This is a genomic window from Brevibacillus sp. AG162, assembly GCF_006715575.1.
In the GTDB taxonomy this organism is placed as follows: Bacteria; Bacillota; Bacilli; order Brevibacillales; family Brevibacillaceae; genus Brevibacillus; species Brevibacillus brevis.
In genome coordinates this window covers 98,086-98,430 of record NZ_VFNO01000011.1, presented here as the reverse complement: position 1 = coordinate 98,430, position 345 = coordinate 98,086, and the positions used below count along the sequence as shown (strand labels likewise).

Genomic DNA, 345 nt, shown 5'->3' with positions numbered 1-345 from the left:
TGAATGCGGCAAAAGACGTACTAGGCAACCCGGCAGCAACGCAAGCCGAAGTCAACACAGCGCTGGCAGCTCTGGAGAAAGCTAGAAACGAGCTGACTGAGAAGCCAGTAGACACGGTAGACAAAACGGCACTGCAAAAAAAGGTTAACGAGATTACAGCCGAGAACCTGGTAGAAACCCAGTATACAGAAGCGAGCTGGAGAGCTCTTCAAGAAGCTATGAATGCGGCAAAAGACGTACTAGGCAATCCGGCAGCAACGCAAGAAGAAGTCAACACAGCGCTGTCTGCATTGACAAAAGCCAGAGAAGGTTTGAAAAAACCAGACGAGCCTACGCCTACCGTCG

At 50.7% G+C, this 345-nt stretch carries 1 pseudogene; it reads left to right on the top strand.

Annotated elements, in window-relative coordinates:
* Window positions 1-345, top strand: a pseudogene (locus tag FB479_RS25320) (FIVAR domain-containing protein); the annotation flags it as partial.